Source organism: Paractinoplanes deccanensis, from assembly GCF_016862115.1.
GTDB classification, from domain to species: Bacteria; Actinomycetota; Actinomycetes; order Mycobacteriales; family Micromonosporaceae; genus Actinoplanes; species Actinoplanes deccanensis.
Window position 1 is genome coordinate 19,655 of sequence record NZ_BOMI01000082.1, and the last position, 14,664, is coordinate 34,318.

Below are 14,664 nucleotides of genomic sequence, written 5' to 3' on the forward strand. Positions count from 1 at the left end.
CAGGATGTATGCCGTGGCGGGCAGGGTCAAGGACGAGGACATCGCGCTGGTCCGCGACCGGACCTCGATCGAGGACATCATCAGCGAGTCGGTCACGTTGCGGCCGGCGGGCGGCGGCAACCTCAAGGGCCTGTGCCCTTTCCACGACGAGAAGACCCCGTCGTTCACCGTGGCACCCGCCCGAAATGTCTATTATTGCCACGGTTGCGGCCAGGGTGGCGACGCCATCAAGTTCCTGATGGATGCCGAGCATCTGTCGTTCATCGAGTCGATCGAGCGGCTGGCCGGGCGGGCCGGCATCCAGCTGCGGTACGAGACGGACAGCTCGCGGCCGTCCGCCCCGCGCCCGCCGAGCGGGCAGAAGCAGCGGCTGCTCGCGGCCCACGTCGCCGCCGCCGAGTTCTACCAGAGCCAGCTCTCCACGCCGGGCGCGCGCAAGGCCCGCGAGTTCCTCGCCCAGCGCGGCTTCGGGCGCGACGCCGCCGAGAAGTACGGCTGCGGCTTCGCCCCCGACTCGTGGGACGCGCTGGCCAAGCATCTGCGCCAGAAGGGCTTCACCGCCGAGGAGCTCAACACCGCCGGGCTCACCAAGCCGGCCCGCTCCGGCTCGCTCATCGACCGGTTCCGGGCGCGGCTGCTCTGGCCGATCAAGGACCTCGCCGGCGACGTGATCGGCTTCGGCGCGCGCAAGCTCTTCGACGAAGACGACGGGCCCAAGTACCTCAACACCCCCGAGACGCCGCTCTACAAGAAGTCCCACGTGCTGTACGGCATCGACCACGCCAAGCGCGAGATGGCCAAGCGCGGCCGGGCGGTGATCGTCGAGGGCTACACCGACGTGATGGCGTGCCACGAGGCGGGCGAGCCGACGGCCGTGGCCACCTGCGGCACGTCGTTCGGCGTCGACCACATCGGGGTGCTGCGCCGGCTGCTGCTCGACAGCGACAGCGTCACCGGCGAGATCATCTACACGTTCGACGGCGACGCCGCCGGTCAGAAGGCGGCGCTGCGGGCGTTCGAGGAGGATCAGCGGTTCGTCGGGCGCACGTTCATCGCGGTCAGCCCCGACAACATGGACCCGTGCGAGCTGCGCCTCGCCAAGGGCGACCTGGCGGTCCGCGACATGATCGCCGGGCGGGAGCCGCTGGTCGACTTCGCGCTGCGGCACACGATCTCCCGCTTCGACCTGGACACCGTCGAGGGCCGGGTCGAGGCGATGCGCCGCGCGGCGCCGCTGGTCGCCAAGCTCAAGGACCGCGAGAAGCGCCCGGAATACACCCGCAAGCTCGCGGCCGATCTCGGCATGGACCTGGAGCCGGTGCAGCGCGCGGTGAACGCGGCTCTTCGCGGGGTGTCGCCCGATCTGCCCCCCGTCAAGACCGCGGCGGCGCCGGACTCTCCCCAGCGGCTCGTCGAGCGCGAATCGCTCAAGCTGGCCCTCCAGGAGCCGGTGATGGCAGGCCCGATGTTCGACTCGCTCGGCGCCGAGAACTACGCCGACCCGGTCTACGCCGCGATCCGCTCGGCGATCGCGGCGGCCGGCGGCGCCTCGTCGGTCTCGTCCGGCGGCGTGGTCTGGATCGAGAAGGTCCGGGACAGCTGCGACGACCTGGCCGGCCAGGGCGTGATCTCCGAGCTCGCCGTCGAGCCGCTCTACGTCGACGGGGTGGTCGACCCGCGGTACGTGCAGATCACCCTCGCCCGGCTCCAGGTCGGCTACGTGACCACCCGGATCCGGGACCTCAAGTCCAAGGTGCAGCGGCTCAACCCGGTCGCGCACAAGGACGAGTATCTGGCCCTCGCGGGCGAGCTCTTCTCGCTCGAACAGCAGGCGCGTGCCCTGCGTGACCAGGCGGCAGGTGGATTGTGAGCTTCCTTCGCCGGCGGCCGTCGCTGCCCGCCGCCCTCAAGCCGGCGCTGGCGCCGGACGAGCGGGTCGTGGCCTGGGCCGCGGTCGACGAGGACCAGGCGGTGGTGGTCACCAACCACGGCCTGTTCCTGCCCGGTGCCGAGGAGCGGCTCGGCTGGCACGAGATCCACAAGGCCGCCTGGTCCGGGCGCGAGCTGCGGATCACGCCGGCCGAGGTGGCCGAGGAGCGCGACGGCTACACGGTCATGGTCGACGGTCCCGTGCGGGCGTTCCTGCTCCTCGACCCGGGTGAGGTCCCCGATCAGGTGCGCATGCGCGTGTCGAAGTCGGTCGCGTACACCCATCACCACCCCGTGCAGGTGTCGACGAACCGGCCCGACAAGCCGTTCCTGGTCGGCGGGGTGCGCGTCGTCGGGCGCCGGGTGACCGGGCGCGACGGACTGTCCTGGGCGGTGCGGTACGACTCGGGGACGCCGGTCTCGCACACCACCGTGGTCGAGGTGACGGAGACGCTCGTCTCCGCCGCCCGGGAGTCGATGACCGCGCCGGACTGAGTTCTTGTCATACCCCCGCCCTAAAGTCCGGGGTATGCCCTCCCTCATTCACGCGCGTGGCTTGATCAAGCGGTTCGGCGACTTCACCGCCGTCGACGGCATCGACGTCGACGTGCGGCGCGGCGAGGCGTTCGGCTTCCTCGGGCCCAACGGCGCGGGCAAGAGCTCCACCATGCGCATGATCGGGTGCGTGTCGCCGCCGACCGGCGGGGTGCTCGAGATCCTCGGGCTCGACCCGGTGCGCGACGGCCCGCGCATCAGGGCCAAGCTCGGCGTCTGCCCCCAGCTCGACAACCTCGACATCGAGCTGACCGTTCGCGAGAATCTCACCACCTACGCCCGCTTCTTCGGCATCCCGCGCAAGGTGGCCCGCCGCCGCGCCGACGAGCTCCTCGACTTCGTCCAGCTCGCCGAGCGGGCCGGCAGCAAGGTCGAGCCGCTGTCCGGCGGCATGAAACGCCGGCTGACGATCGCCCGCGCGCTGGTCAACGAGCCCGAGATCGTCCTGCTCGACGAGCCGACCACCGGCCTCGACCCGCAGGCCCGCCACCTGGTGTGGGAGCGGCTGTTCCGGCTCAAGCAGCAGGGCGTCACCCTGGTGCTGACCACCCACTACATGGACGAGGCCGAGCAGCTCTGCGACCGGCTCGTGGTGATGGACGGCGGCCGCATCGTGGCCACCGGCTCGCCGCGCGAGCTGATCACCCGCTACTCGACGCGCGAGGTGGTCGAGCTGCGCTTCAACGCCGAGTCCCAGCAGCCCTACGCCGACAAGCTCGACGGCGTCGGCGAGCGCGTCGAGGTGCTGCCCGACCGGGTCCTGCTCTACGTGCACGACGGCGACGAGGCGACCGCCGAGGTGCACCGGCGCTCGCTGAGCCCGGCGAGCGTGCTGGTGCGCCGCAGCAGCCTCGAGGACGTCTTCCTGCACCTCACCGGCCGGACGCTGGTCGACTGATGCTCGCCGTCCTCGAATATCACCTGGTCAACTACCGCCGCACGTGGCGGGGGAGCGCGCTGTCCTCGCTGGTGCTGCCGCTGCTCACGATGCTCGGCTTCGGCATCGGTGTCGGCGCCTACGTGCCCGGTGGCGTCGACGGCGTGCCCTACCTCGACTGGATCGTGCCCGGCCTGATCGCCTCCACCGCCGTGCAGACCGCCATCGGCGAGGCGACGTGGCCGGTGCTGAGCTCCTTCGAGTGGCTCAAGGTCTACTTCGCCCAGGCCGCCGCGCCGCTTCGGGTCCGCGACATCCTCGGCGGCCACCTGGCCTACATGGTGTTCCGCGTCCTGATCAGCGCCGCCGCCTTCCTGGCCATCGCCGCGGCGTTCGGCACGCTGCACTCGTGGTGGTCGCCGCTGGCCCTGCCGGTGGCCATGCTGGTCGGCCTCGCGGTGGCCGGCCCCACGGCCGCCTACGCGGCGACCATCACCAGCGACAGCTACCTGGTCATCCTGCTGCGCTTCGCGATCCTGCCCATGTCGCTGTTCTCCGGCGTCTTCTTCCCGGTCGAGTCCCTGCCGGTGGTGCTCCGCTGGATCGCCTACGCCCTGCCCCTGTGGCACGGCGTCGACCTCAGCCGCGCCGCCATGCTCGGCCTCGACCCCGGTGGGCTCGGCCTCGTCCATGCCCTCTACCTGATCGCCTGGTGCGCCGCCGGTTGCCTGCTGGCCCATATCCGCTACCGCCGAAGGCTGGTGATCTGACGTGGTGACGTTCGTGCTTCCCCGGCTGGTGTCGTTCGAGGGGATGGGGCGGCGGTCGGCGTCGGTGACCGAGCGCAACCTCGCGACGCTGCGGTCGGCGTACTGGATCGTCATGGTGTCGGGGTTCCTCGAGCCGGTGCTCTACCTCTTCTCGATCGGCATCGGGGTGGGCGGCCTCGTCGGCGACATCGCGCTGCCCGGCGGCGAGGTCGTCGGCTATGCCGAGTTCGTGGCGCCGGCGATGCTGGCCGCCTCGGCGATGACCGGCGCGCTGTCCGAGACCACGTTCAACTTCTTCGGCAAGATGAAGTTCATGCGGCTGTACGAGGGGATCCTCGCCACGCCCGTACGCCCCATCGAGATCGCGCTCGGCGAGCTGGCCTGGGCCATGGTCCGCGGCGTCCTCTACTCCGCCGCCTTCCTGGTGATCATGGTTTTGCTCGACCTCACCACCTGGCCGCGCGCCCTCGCGATGTTCCCCGCCACCATCCTGGTCGGCTTCGCCTTCGGTGGCCTCGGCATGGCCGTCTCGACGCTGATCCGCAGCTGGCAGGACTTCGACCTGATCGCGGCCGGCCAGTTCGCCCTGTTCCTGTTCTCCGGCACCTTCGTCCCGCTCACCGCCTACCCCGAGGCGCTGCGGTGGCTGGTCGAGATCACCCCGCTCTACCGCTCGGTCCACCTGATCCGCGGCCTGAGCACCGGCACGACCGGCTGGGCCCAGCTGATCGACGTCGCCTACCTGCTGATCCTGCTGGCCGCCGGCCTGGCCGTCGCCGGCCGGCGCATGACACGCCTGTTGTGCAAGTGACGCCCCGGCGGCAATCCACGCCGTCCGGGTGGCTTCCTTTGCTGTGCGGCAAGTTCCTCCCGGGAGAAGGTGGTTAGTCCGGCCTGGTGGCGGGCATCACTGTTGCGGGTCGTCGAAGCCCTCGGTCGTACGGAGATCGGGGAGGCGGCCGTGCGTTACAGCAACGCCTGCGCCTGGAGGGACGGCGATGAAGCTTTTCCACAAGCACGAAGACGAGACGGCGACCGCCGCCGTGGCGGGAAAGCACGGGCACGCCGAAGCTGCCAACGCGCGCAGCGGCCGCGACGACCCCGACTCCGCGGCGGCGCGCAAGAAGGGCGCTCGCGACTACGACGTCGCGACCACGAAGACCGGCGAGGACCGTGACAACGATCTGAGCGCCCCGCCGCCGGACGCCGGGCCGGACAGCCCCACCGAGCTCAAGGGCAAGGGGCTCTTCGCGGCGATCAAGCGGACGTTCAAGCAGTTCTCCGAGGACAACATCTCCGACTGGGCGGCCGCGCTCACCTACTACGGCGTGCTGTCGATCTTCCCGGGTGCCGTGGTGCTCGTGTCGATCCTCGGCATGCTGAGCAGCGACGGGCGCTCCACCGTGCAGCAGACGATCGACGACATCTCCGGCGGCAACGCGCAGATCCGTGACCTCGTCAACACGGTGCTCAACCAGGTCAGCGACCAGGGCACGGCGAGCTTCGCGGCGATCATCGGTCTGGTGCTGGCCTTCTGGTCGGCGTCCGGATACATCGCCGCCTTCATGCGGGCGTCGAACGCCGTCTACGACGTGCCCGAGGGCCGGCCGATCTGGAAGACGCTGCCGATCCGCGTCGGCGTGACCGCGGTGATCGGCCTCATGCTGATCGTCTCGGCGTTCATCGTGGTCTTCACCGGCGACCTGTCGCGGGTCGTCGGCGAAAAGATCGGCCTCGGCGACGCGGCCGTGATGACCTGGAACATCGCCAAGTGGCCGGTGCTGGTCATCCTGGTCAGCTTGATGTTCGCGATCCTCTACTGGGCCTCGCCCAACGCCAAGACCGGCGGTTTCCGCTGGGTCAGCCCGGGCGGCATCTTCGCCGTGGTGCTGTGGCTGGCCGCCTCCGGCGCGTTCGCGATCTACCTGGCCAACTTCGCCAACTACAGCAAGACGTACGGGGCGCTGGGCGGCGTCATCGCCTTCCTGGTCTGGCTCTGGATCTCGAACATCGCCATCCTGCTCGGCGCCGAGCTCGACGCCGAACTGGAACGGGGCCGAGCCATCGCCGCCGGCCACGACCCGTCCGACGAGCCGTTCCTCGAGCTGCGCGACGACCGCAAGCTCAAGAAGGGCAGCGAACAGGGCCTCAGCACCAGCTGAGGAGAAGCCGCACCGAGAGCGCCGGGACCTCACCGAGGAACCGGCGCTTTTCGCTGCCCGGAACCCGGCCGGGCAGACGGCGGCCTGTGGGCACGCCGGGCAGCGTGCGCCCCGCAGACGGACCGCTGAAGTGCGAGCCCACCTCCCTTGCCTGCTTGCCCGAGCGGCCGTCGCCCTCAGCATGGTCCGGTGTCATATGCACGCTCCCGCCCGCCGGACACGTCTCGCCGGCAAGGGTTCACTTGTCGGGGTTCGGGTCCGTTCGGCGAAGCGGTGCTCGCGGCCCGCGCCGCGCCGGGCGCATACGCCGACGAGAACGGGTCGCAGCGTGCGGTCCGCGGTCGTGCTCATGCCGCATCGCCCAAGTCGCTCGGCAGCCCAGGCGGCAGACCCTGGGGGATGAAGGATCCGAGCGGCGGTTGAGGGTCTGCTCGGTCACCTTTGCCCCGCGCCTCGCGGTGATGCGGTGGTCAGGCGCGAGGCCGGCCCGTCAGCGGTGAGAGGCGGCGTGAACCAGCCGAACGGTTTGCCAGGCGGTGTGGTCGCGCCCGCCGCGAGGCCGGCCCGACGCGGTGAGAGGGCGCGAGGGCTGTCCGGATGGTGGTCGGGGGCGCGTCTAAAGTGCCTGTCTCTCTACTTCAAGATCGGATTAAGGCCGGTTCTACGCTCGCGTAATGAGCGGTGTGAAGCGCGCTGCCCGGGGCTGGTTGTCGCTGGTTCCGCAGCCGACCAGCACGGCCGAGAGGCCGTCGCCGCGGCGGTGCCGGTCTGTGGTGAGCGGTTGCCGGCGGCGGCTCGGCCCTCGATGGCTGATGCGCGCCCGCCGCAACGCCCGCGACTACGAACGGCTCCCCGAGCACTCCGAAGCCCACATCACCTGGGCCAACATCACCCTGATGACCCGCCGTCTCGCTCGAGCCCAAGAGCAACGTCAAGCCGCCGAGCCGTCGTCGATCGCAGCCTAAAGCTCATCTCCCGTCCAGAGCGAGATGGCGCCGGAGCGAGTAGCTGAACTGCGCTGTGCCAGGTCAGCGCGGACAAGGTCTGGTGAGTCGTAGGGATCTGCTCGGCACCGTCGCGGTGAGCGCGGTCAACAGGTGCGACAAATCGTTAGGTTCGCAGTGTTCAGGTGGCGAGCGCCCCCTCAACGCTTGAGCGGTGCCCGCTCAAGCCACACAGCGTCCGGCCAGCCTGGCTGATCGTTCGCCTCGCGGCGAACCTCGACGAATCCATGGGCAGCGTAGAAACCAGCTGCGTGAGCGTTGCCGTCGGTGTATTCGAGCCGCACCGGACGACCAGCGGCGACGTCTACCAGCTCGTCGATCAGCGCTGAACCGATCCCCGCGCCCTGCATCTCGGGCACCACGTACAGCTTCCAAATAACCGGTACTTCTGGGCGTAAGTCGATGTTCCCCGTACCGACGATCGCCTTCTCGCCGTCAGCCACCAGCACTGTGGTGGTCTCCAAAGTGCGTTGGATCGCCTCGGCCGACCACCAGGTGGCCAAGCCCTTGGAGACGTATTCCGCGCCGGCGAACTCATACGTTCGGGGCCACGTCTGCCGGCCCACAGAAATGATCGCTTCGATGTCGCCTTGGTTGGCCCTACGGATCTTTACCGACATGCCCACATCTTGGCTCCATGGCCCAACCGGCGCGCAACGCCCAGGGATGCACCTCCACCTCCGTCACGTACTGAGAGCGTTCGCTTACCCGTCACGGTGACGGCAACCCGAACGTCGCAGATCCTTACGAGGATCCCGAAAGTGGCATTACCTGGGAAAACAGGTTGAGAGACAGCCGCTAAGGGCTGTCCGATGGTGGTCGGGGGCGTGCAGGACTGGCCGGATGGTGGTCGGGGGCGTGCAGGACTGGCCGGATGGTGGTCGGGGGCGCGTGCGAGAGCCGGCCGGATGGTGGTCGGGGGCGCGCCAGGGCCGGCCGGACGGTGGTGAAGGGCGCGCGCCAAGGCAGGCCCGAAGGGCGGGTGGGGCGTCGCGCCGCCGCCTCATGAGTGCCTACGGATGCCGCCGCCGGGGGCTGCGGGACGTATCGAAGGGCATCCGCAAGAGGGGCACTTTTGCTCCAGGAGACAAAAGTTAGGAATGATCTTCGAGAAGGTATGGACTCCTGAGGCGGAACGGGCCTACTGTGACGGGCACAACACCGCATGATTACGGCGGTGTGAAGCGCCCCGGAGGTTTCCGTGCACGTGGCCGATGCTCCCCCTCACTTGCGCATTCTGCGCCTGTTGCGTGATGAGGGGCCGGTCTCCCGCGCGGAGCTGGGGGACCGTCTGGAGCTCACCCGGCCGCGCCTGCTGGCCGAGGTCGAGCGGCTCGTCGCGGCCGGCCTGATCGCCGAGGCCGGCATGGCCGCGTCGCGCGGGGGGCGGCGGTCCACGCTGGTCGAGTTGCATCCCCGGCTGCGGTTCGCGGCGATCGACCTGGGCGCCAGCTCGATCGACATCGAGGTGACCAACGGCCGCCTCGAGCCGGTCGCCACCTATCGCGAGGTCTCGGACATCCGCTCGGGACCGCGGGTGATCCTCCACCGGGTCAACGACCTGCTCGCCAAGGCGCGCACCGACGGTGCCTTCGACCGGCTCGACGCGGTCGGCATCGGCGTGCCGGGGCCGGTCAGCTTCCGCGACGGGGTGCCGGTCTCGCCGCCGATCATGCCGGGCTGGGACCGCTACCCGGTGCGTGAGTTCCTCGCCCGCGAGCACGGATGCCCGGCCGTGGTCGACAACGACGTGAACATCATGGCCATCGGCGAGCGCCACGGCGGGGTCGCCCACTCGGTCGACGACTTCCTCTTCGTCAAGATCGGCACGGGCATCGGCTGCGGCATCCACCTGAGCGGCACCGTCTATCGGGGGGTCGACGGCTGCGCCGGCGACATCGGGCACATTCAGGTCGACGCGAACGGGCCGGTCTGCTCCTGCGGCAACACCGGCTGCCTGGAGGCCCTGTTCAGCGGCGCCGCCCTCGCCCGCGACGCGCTCGCCGTCGCCCGGTCCGGTGAGTCGCCGGCGCTGGCCGAGCGCCTCGCCGGCTACCAGGCCGCCGCCCGCCGCGCCGCCGAGAGCGAGGGCCTGAGCGCCGACGACGAGGCGCTCGAGGAGCGCGTCACGATCACCGCCCGCGACGTCGCCGACGGCGCCGCCGAGGGCGATGTCACCTGCATCCGCTTGATACGAGAGGGCGGCCGCCGCGTCGGCGGGGTCCTCGCCACCCTGGTGTCCTTCAGCAACCCTTCGATGATTGTCATCGGCGGGGGCCTGGCCCAGCTGGGTCACGTGCTGCTCGCCGAGATCCGCAGTGTCGTCTACCGCCGGTCGCTGCCCCTGGCCACCGGCAACCTACCCGTCGTCCTCAGCGAGCTGGGCAGCCGGGCCGGCGTCACCGGCGCCGCCGTGCTGGCCAGCGATACAGCGTTTGAGCAGGCATCATGAGCGAAGAGGTCGTCCTCCGACTCACCGACGTAGTCAAAACCTTCCCCGGCGTGCGCGCCCTCGACGGCGTTCAGCTCGAAGTGCGGGCCGGCGAGGTGCACTGCCTCCTCGGCCAGAACGGCGCCGGCAAGTCCACTCTGATCAAGACGCTGGCCGGCGTGCACCACGCCGACGGCGGTGAGATCACCTGGCTCGGCGAGCCTTTCGCCCCCGCCACCCCGCAGGCCGCCATGCGCGCCGGCATCGCCACCATCTACCAGGAGCTCGACCTCGTCGACGATCTCTCGGTGGCCGAGAACGCGTTCCTCGGCCACGAGGAGAGCCGCTTCGGTTTCACCCGCCGGCGCGCGATCGCGTCCCGGACGAAGGAGATCCTGGCGCGGCTCGGGCACGAGCACATCCCGCCCCGGCAGTACGTGCGCAACCTGCCGGCGGCCGGCAAGCAGATCGTCAGCATGGCGCGTGCGCTGTCGCACGACGCCCGGCTGATCGTCATGGACGAGCCCAGTGCCGTGCTCGCCCACGACGAGGTGGAGAACCTGTTCCGCATCATCCGCGACCTCACGTCGCACGGCATCGCGGTCATCTACATCTCGCACCGGCTCGAGGAGATCCGCGAGATCGGCGACCGGGTGACGGTGCTCAAGGACGGCCGCACCACCGCGGCCAACCTCCCGGCTCGCACCACGCCGACCCGTGACCTGGTCAGCAAGATGACGGGCCGGACCATCGAGTACGTCTTCCCGCCGCGCCCGCCGCGCGAACAGAGGCCGCCGCTGCTCGTCGTCGAGGGCCTGACCCGCGAGGGCGAGTTCGCCGACGCCAGCCTCACCGTGGCGCCCGGCGAGATCGTCGGGATCGCGGGCCTGGTCGGGTCCGGCCGCTCCGAGCTGCTGGAGACCATCTTCGGCGCCCGCCGCCCGGACAGTGGCACGATCACCCTCGACGGCAAGCGTGTCCGGTCGCTCGGCACCGCCGTACGCCGGGGGATGGGAATGGCCCCCGAGGAGCGCAAGAGCCAGGCGCTGCTGCTCGACGAGCCGGTCTACAAGAACATGACGCTCGCGTCGTTCTCCGGGTTCGCGCGCGCCGGGTTCACCGACGCGGGCGGCGAGCGCAAGGCGGCGGAGAGCACGGCCGACAAGCTGGAGCTGCGGCCGCGGGACGTGACCCGTCCGGTGCGCACGCTCTCCGGCGGCAACCAGCAGAAGGTCGTGGTCGGGCGCTGGCTGCTGGGCGACACCCGGCTGCTGCTGCTCGACGAGCCGACCCGCGGCGTGGATGTCGGCGCCCGGGCCGAGCTCTACCAGGTCATCCGCGGTCTCGCCGAGAGCGGCGTCGGGGTGCTGCTCGTGTCGAGCGAGGTGCCCGAGGTGCTGGGCCTGGCCGACCGGGTGCTGGTGATGCGCGAGGGCCGGCTCGTCCACGAGGCGCCGGCCGGGGAGATCGACGAGGACACCGTGCTCGACCTCGTGATGTCGGGGTCGTTGATGGAGGGAGAGCCAGCATGATCACCGAGACTGCGCCTCCCGAGGTGCGCAAGGAATCGCGGCGCCGGCTGCGGCTCGACGACAACGCGATCCGCAACCTGGGCCTGGTCGGGGTCCTGGTTCTCCTGATCATCGTCGGGATCATCACCAAGCCCGACCTCTACAGCGACCCGACCTGGGTGCGCAACAACTTCCTGACGATCCTCCAGCAGGCGTCGGCGATCGGCGTGGTCACGGTCGGCATGACCTTCGTGATCATCGGAGGCGGCATCGACCTCTCGGTCGGCGCGATCATCGCGCTCGCCGGGGTGTGGGCGACCACGCTGGCGACCCAGAGCTACGGCGCGGGCGGCATGATCTTCACCGCGCTCGTCGTGGGCCTCGCCGTGGGACTCGTCAACGGAGTGCTCATCTCGTACGGCAAATTGGTGCCCTTCATCGCGACCCTGGCGATGCTGGTGGCGGCGCGGGGGCTCGCGGCGCAGATCTCCGGCAAGCAGACCCAGGTGTCGACGAACATGACGATCAACGACATCGCCAGCACCAAGCTGCTCGGCATCCCGCTGCTGGTGTGGATCCTCGGCCTCGTCGTCGCCGCGGGCTGGGTGCTGCTCAACCGCACGACGTTCGGCCGGCGCACGGTCGCGGTCGGCGGCAACCCGGAGGCGGCCCGGCTGGCCGGCATCAACGTCAAGAGGCACACCCTGTTGCTGTACGCCCTGTCGGGGCTGTGCTGCGGCATCGCCGCGATCATGCTGACGTCCCAGGCGACCAGTGCTCAGGCCGCCATGGCGAATCTCTACGAGCTCGACGCGATCGCCGCGGCGATCATCGGCGGCACGCTGCTCAGCGGCGGCCGCGGCACCATCGTCGGCGCCCTCTTCGGGGTGCTGGTGTTCTCCACGATCACGAACTTGTTCGCGATCAACAATCTCTCCACCGAGGTTCAGAACATGGTGAAGGGCGCGATCATCGTGGTCGCGGTCCTGATCCAGCAATTCCGCTATCGCTCTCTCACGCAACTCCTCAAGCGCTGATCTCTCGCCCGGTTCCGCTCGGCCGGGTACCCCCTTGGGAGGATTCATGTCCGCTTTGTCCCGTAGGCGCGTTCTGTTCGGCGGTGCGGCCGTCGGTGCTGGAGCGCTTCTCACCGCGTGCACGAGCAACACCCCCGAGAACAACGCCCAGGTGAACACCAACACCGACGCGAGCGCCAACCCGAACGCCGCGCCCGGCTCCAAGGTGATCATCGGGTTTTCCGCGCCGGCCGCCGACCACGGCTGGCTCGCGGCGATCACCAACAACGCCAAGGCGCAGGCGCAGGCGTACACCGATGTGGAGTTCCGTCCCGTCGAGGCGGGGGCCGATGCCGCCGCCCAGCGGGCCGCCGTCTCCACGCTGATCTCGCAGAAGCCCAACGTCATCGTGATGCTGCCGCACGACGGCAAGGAGCTGAACGCGGCGGGCCTCGAGGCGATGAACGCGGGCATCCCCGTGGTCAACCTGGACCGCGCGTTCCCGTCCATGGCCGCCTACCGGCTGCAGATCAAGGGCGACAACTTCGGCATGGGCCTCGCCGCCGGCAACTACATCAGCGAGCAGCTCAAGGCCAAGGGCGTCAGCAACCCGATCATCGGGGAGATCCCCGGCATCGACTCGCTCGAGCTGACTCAGGAGCGCTCGCTGGGCTTCAAGACGGCCCTCGAGGCGCACGGCTTCAAGGTCGCCAACCGGCGGCCCGCCGAGTTCACCGCCGACAGCGGCCAGGCGGCGGCCACCGCGCTGCTCCAGGCGCTGCCCAAGATGGACGCCCTGTGGAACCACGACGACGACCAGGGCATCGGCGTGCTCGCCGCGATCAAGCAGGCCAACCGCAGCGAGTTCTTCATGGTCGGCGGCGCCGGTTCCAAGGCCGCCATCGACCAGATCGCCGCGGACAACAGCGTCCTCAAGGCGACGGTCACCTACAGCCCGTCGATGGCCTCCTCGGCCATCTCGCTCGCCCGGCTCATCGGCCAGAACAAGGGCATGAGCGACCTGGTCGAGCTCCAGGTGCCCAAGGAGATCACGCTCGCCTCCGAGACGATCACGAAGGACAACGCTTCGCAGTACGCGAAGCTCGGTTTCTAAGGGGCTCTTGATGTCGGAACAGCTGCGGGTCGGCATGGTCGGCTACGCGTTCATGGGGGCTGCGCACTCTCAGGCGTGGCGCACTGTCAACCACGCGTTCGACCTGCCGCTGTCGGCACGGATGACCGCGGTGGCCGGCCGCTCCGCTGACGCGGTGGCGGCCGCCGCGGCCAAGCTCGGCTGGGCGGAACACACGACGGACTGGCGATCGTTGATCGACCGGGACGACATCGATCTCATCGACATCTGTACGCCCGGTGACACCCACCGCGAGATCGCGCTGGCGGCGCTCGCCGCCGGCAAGCACGTCCTCTGCGAGAAGCCGCTGGCCAACTCGGTGGCCGAGGCCCGCGAGATGGCCGCGGCCGCCGCGCGGGCGCGGGGCGTCTTCGCCATGTGCGGCTTCAACTACCGGCGGGTGCCGGCGGTCGCGCTCATGCGCGACCTGGTCGCCTCGGGCCGCATCGGCAAGCTGCACCACGTGCGTGCCGTCTACCTCCAGGACTGGATCGTCGACCCGCAGTTCCCGCTGGTGTGGCGGCTCCGCAAGGAGGTGGCCGGATCGGGGGCGCTGGGCGACATCGGCGCGCACATCGTCGACCTCACCCAGTTCGTCACCGGCCAGTCGATCACCGAGGTCAGCGCGCTGACCGAGACCTTCGTCAAGTCGCGGCCGCTGCCGTCGGCGTCGGCCGGCCTGTCCGCGTCGGGATCCTCGTCGTACGGCGACGTCACGGTCGACGACGCGGCGCTGTTCCTGGCGCGGCTCGACGGGGGAGCGGTGGCCACGTACGAGGCGACCCGCTTCGCCACGGGCCGCAAGAACGCGCTGCGCGTCGAGCTGAACGGCTCGCTCGGCTCGCTCGCGTTCGACTTCGAGCGGATGAACGAGCTCTCCTTCTACGACGGCGCGCTGCCGACGGCGGAGCAGGGCTTCAGCACCATCCAGGTGACCGAGCCGGACCACCCGTACATGGCGGCGTGGTGGCCGGCCGGTCACGGCATCGGCTACGAGCACACCTTCACCCACGAGGTACGCGACCTCATCGCGGCCATCGCCGCGGGCGACCAGCCCACCCCGTCGTTCGCCGACGCCCTCCAGGTGCAGCTGGTCCTCGACGCGGTCGCGAAGTCGGCCGAGTCCGCCCAGTGGTGCCGGGTGGAGCCGGTCCTCGAGCCGGTCTGACCGGCGCCGGCCCGGACGGCCATGATGTGGCCGGCCCTGGGCCGGCTGCTCTCAGTCGTCCGCCGCGGATCGGTGAGGGACGGCGCGGTTGCGCCCCGCGCCGACCGAT

13 protein-coding genes are annotated in these 14,664 nt (G+C 70.0%); 12 read left to right on the plus strand and 1 reads right to left on the minus strand.

Annotated features, from left to right (window positions below):
- Positions 1 to 4 precede the first annotated feature (4 nt).
- The 7 genes from dnaG to Ade02nite_RS50945 all read left to right on the plus strand — a co-directional run bounded on the left by dnaG (position 5) and on the right by Ade02nite_RS50945 (position 7,258).
- Positions 5 to 1,870, plus strand: coding sequence for a DNA primase (gene dnaG, locus Ade02nite_RS21100; RefSeq protein WP_203766182.1), 1,866 nt, complete (start codon positions 5 to 7; stop codon positions 1,868 to 1,870).
- Positions 1,867 to 2,424, plus strand: a complete 558-nt coding sequence (locus Ade02nite_RS21105; RefSeq protein WP_203766184.1) for a hypothetical protein — start codon at positions 1,867 to 1,869, stop codon at positions 2,422 to 2,424. Before dnaG ends, Ade02nite_RS21105 begins: the two co-directional genes overlap by 4 nt.
- Before the next feature lie 34 nt (positions 2,425 to 2,458).
- Positions 2,459 to 3,382, plus strand: a complete 924-nt coding sequence (locus tag Ade02nite_RS21110) for an ABC transporter ATP-binding protein (RefSeq protein WP_203766186.1) — start codon at positions 2,459 to 2,461, stop codon at positions 3,380 to 3,382.
- Positions 3,382 to 4,131 (plus strand): ABC transporter permease, encoded by a 750-nt coding sequence (locus tag Ade02nite_RS21115; protein ID WP_203766188.1) that lies wholly within the window; start codon positions 3,382 to 3,384, stop codon positions 4,129 to 4,131. Before Ade02nite_RS21110 ends, Ade02nite_RS21115 begins: the two co-directional genes overlap by 1 nt.
- Position 4,132: 1 nt before the next feature.
- Complete coding sequence (locus Ade02nite_RS21120) at positions 4,133 to 4,942, plus strand: ABC transporter permease (protein WP_239168931.1); 810 nt, start codon at positions 4,133 to 4,135, stop codon at positions 4,940 to 4,942.
- A 187-nt stretch (positions 4,943 to 5,129) separates the two neighbouring features.
- Positions 5,130 to 6,293, plus strand: a complete 1,164-nt coding sequence (locus tag Ade02nite_RS21125) for a YihY/virulence factor BrkB family protein (RefSeq protein WP_203766190.1) — start codon at positions 5,130 to 5,132, stop codon at positions 6,291 to 6,293.
- Positions 6,294 to 6,967: 674 nt separating this feature from the next.
- A complete protein-coding gene (locus Ade02nite_RS50945; RefSeq protein ID WP_379037110.1) occupies positions 6,968 to 7,258 on the plus strand; it encodes a hypothetical protein in 291 nt (96 codons plus the stop codon).
- Positions 7,259 to 7,437: 179 nt separating this feature from the next.
- On the opposite strand, the gene Ade02nite_RS21135 is transcribed toward Ade02nite_RS50945, so the two are convergent.
- Complete coding sequence (locus Ade02nite_RS21135; RefSeq protein WP_203766192.1) at positions 7,438 to 7,917, minus strand: GNAT family N-acetyltransferase; 480 nt, start codon at positions 7,915 to 7,917, stop codon at positions 7,438 to 7,440.
- Between the two features lie 581 nt (positions 7,918 to 8,498).
- Between Ade02nite_RS21135 and Ade02nite_RS21140 the strand changes: the two genes are divergently transcribed.
- From Ade02nite_RS21140 to Ade02nite_RS21160, 5 genes are read left to right on the plus strand one after another with little or no spacing between them, the layout of a single operon-like run.
- A complete protein-coding gene (locus Ade02nite_RS21140; RefSeq protein ID WP_203766194.1) occupies positions 8,499 to 9,749 on the plus strand; it encodes an ROK family transcriptional regulator in 1,251 nt (416 codons plus the stop codon).
- The gene (locus Ade02nite_RS21145; protein ID WP_203766196.1) at positions 9,746 to 11,260 is read left to right on the plus strand and encodes a sugar ABC transporter ATP-binding protein; all 1,515 of its coding nucleotides are present in this window, start codon (positions 9,746 to 9,748) and stop codon (positions 11,258 to 11,260) included. The genes Ade02nite_RS21140 and Ade02nite_RS21145 overlap by 4 nt, the downstream gene beginning before the upstream one ends.
- A complete protein-coding gene (locus tag Ade02nite_RS21150; RefSeq protein ID WP_203766198.1) occupies positions 11,257 to 12,276 on the plus strand; it encodes an ABC transporter permease in 1,020 nt (339 codons plus the stop codon). The genes Ade02nite_RS21145 and Ade02nite_RS21150 overlap by 4 nt, the downstream gene beginning before the upstream one ends.
- A 46-nt stretch (positions 12,277 to 12,322) precedes the next feature.
- Positions 12,323 to 13,369 (plus strand): substrate-binding domain-containing protein, encoded by a 1,047-nt coding sequence (locus Ade02nite_RS21155; RefSeq protein WP_203766199.1) that lies wholly within the window; start codon positions 12,323 to 12,325, stop codon positions 13,367 to 13,369.
- Between the two features lie 10 nt (positions 13,370 to 13,379).
- Complete coding sequence (locus tag Ade02nite_RS21160; protein ID WP_203766200.1) at positions 13,380 to 14,555, plus strand: Gfo/Idh/MocA family protein; 1,176 nt, start codon at positions 13,380 to 13,382, stop codon at positions 14,553 to 14,555.
- Positions 14,556 to 14,664 lie beyond the last annotated feature (109 nt).